1 protein-coding gene is annotated in these 861 nt (G+C 71.2%); it reads left to right on the forward strand.

Features of this window, described 5'->3' with window-relative positions; all coding sequences use genetic code 11:
• Window positions 1-861 (forward strand): efflux RND transporter periplasmic adaptor subunit (locus B2W70_RS05660; RefSeq protein WP_286743690.1); only part of this gene is annotated, 861 nt, incomplete at both ends.

Genomic DNA, 861 nt, shown 5'->3' on the forward strand with positions numbered 1-861 from the left:
CGCTACGAGCCGCTGCAGGCCGCCAAGGCCATCAGTCCGCAAGAGTTCCTCAACGCGCAGGTGAGCCAACGCGCCGCCCAGGCCGACGTGGCCGCTGCAAAAGCCGCGCTGCAGACCGCTCGCATCAACCTGGGCTACGCCAGCGTGACGGCGCCCATCTCGGGCCGCATCGGCCGTGCGCTGGTCACCGAAGGCGCGCTGGTGGGGCAGGGCGAAGTCACCCAGCTGGCCTTGATCCAGCAGGTGCACCCGCTGTACGTGAACTTCACGCAGTCGGCCACCGAGGTGCTCAAGCTGCGGCAGGCCCTGCAGGCCGGTGCGCTCAAGAAAGCCGGCGCCAACGCCGCCGAGGTGCGCGTGGTGCTCGACGATGGCCGCGAGTACCCGCTGCCCGGCCGGCTGCTGTTCGCCGACCTGAGCGTGGACAGCACCTCGGGCCAGGTTTCGCTGCGCGCCGAGCTGCCGAACCCGCAAGGCCTGCTGCTGCCAGGCATGTACGTGCGCGTGCGCCTGGAGCAGGCCCAGGTCGACGGTGGCGTGCTGCTGCCCCAACAAGCCGTCACACGCGGCGCCCAGGCCGACACGGTGCTGGTGGTGGCGCAGGACGGATCGGTGGCGCCTCGCCCCGTCAAGCTCGGTGGTGCGCGTGGCAACCAATGGGTCGTGCTCGGCGGCCTGCAAGCCGGTGAACAAGTCATGGTCGATGGCTTCCAGAAGTTCATGATGGCCGGAGGCAAAGGCCCCGTGAAGGCGGTGCCGTGGCAGGCGCCGCAGGCGGGCGCCGGCATGGGCGGTGGTGCGGGCACCGAGGGTGGCAGTGCTCCTGCGGCTCCTTCGGCGGCCTCGGCGGCATCCGCCTCG

This window comes from Aquabacterium sp. UBA2148 (genome assembly GCF_002328915.1).
In the GTDB taxonomy this organism is placed as follows: domain Bacteria; phylum Pseudomonadota; class Gammaproteobacteria; order Burkholderiales; family Burkholderiaceae_C; genus Aquabacterium; species Aquabacterium parvum.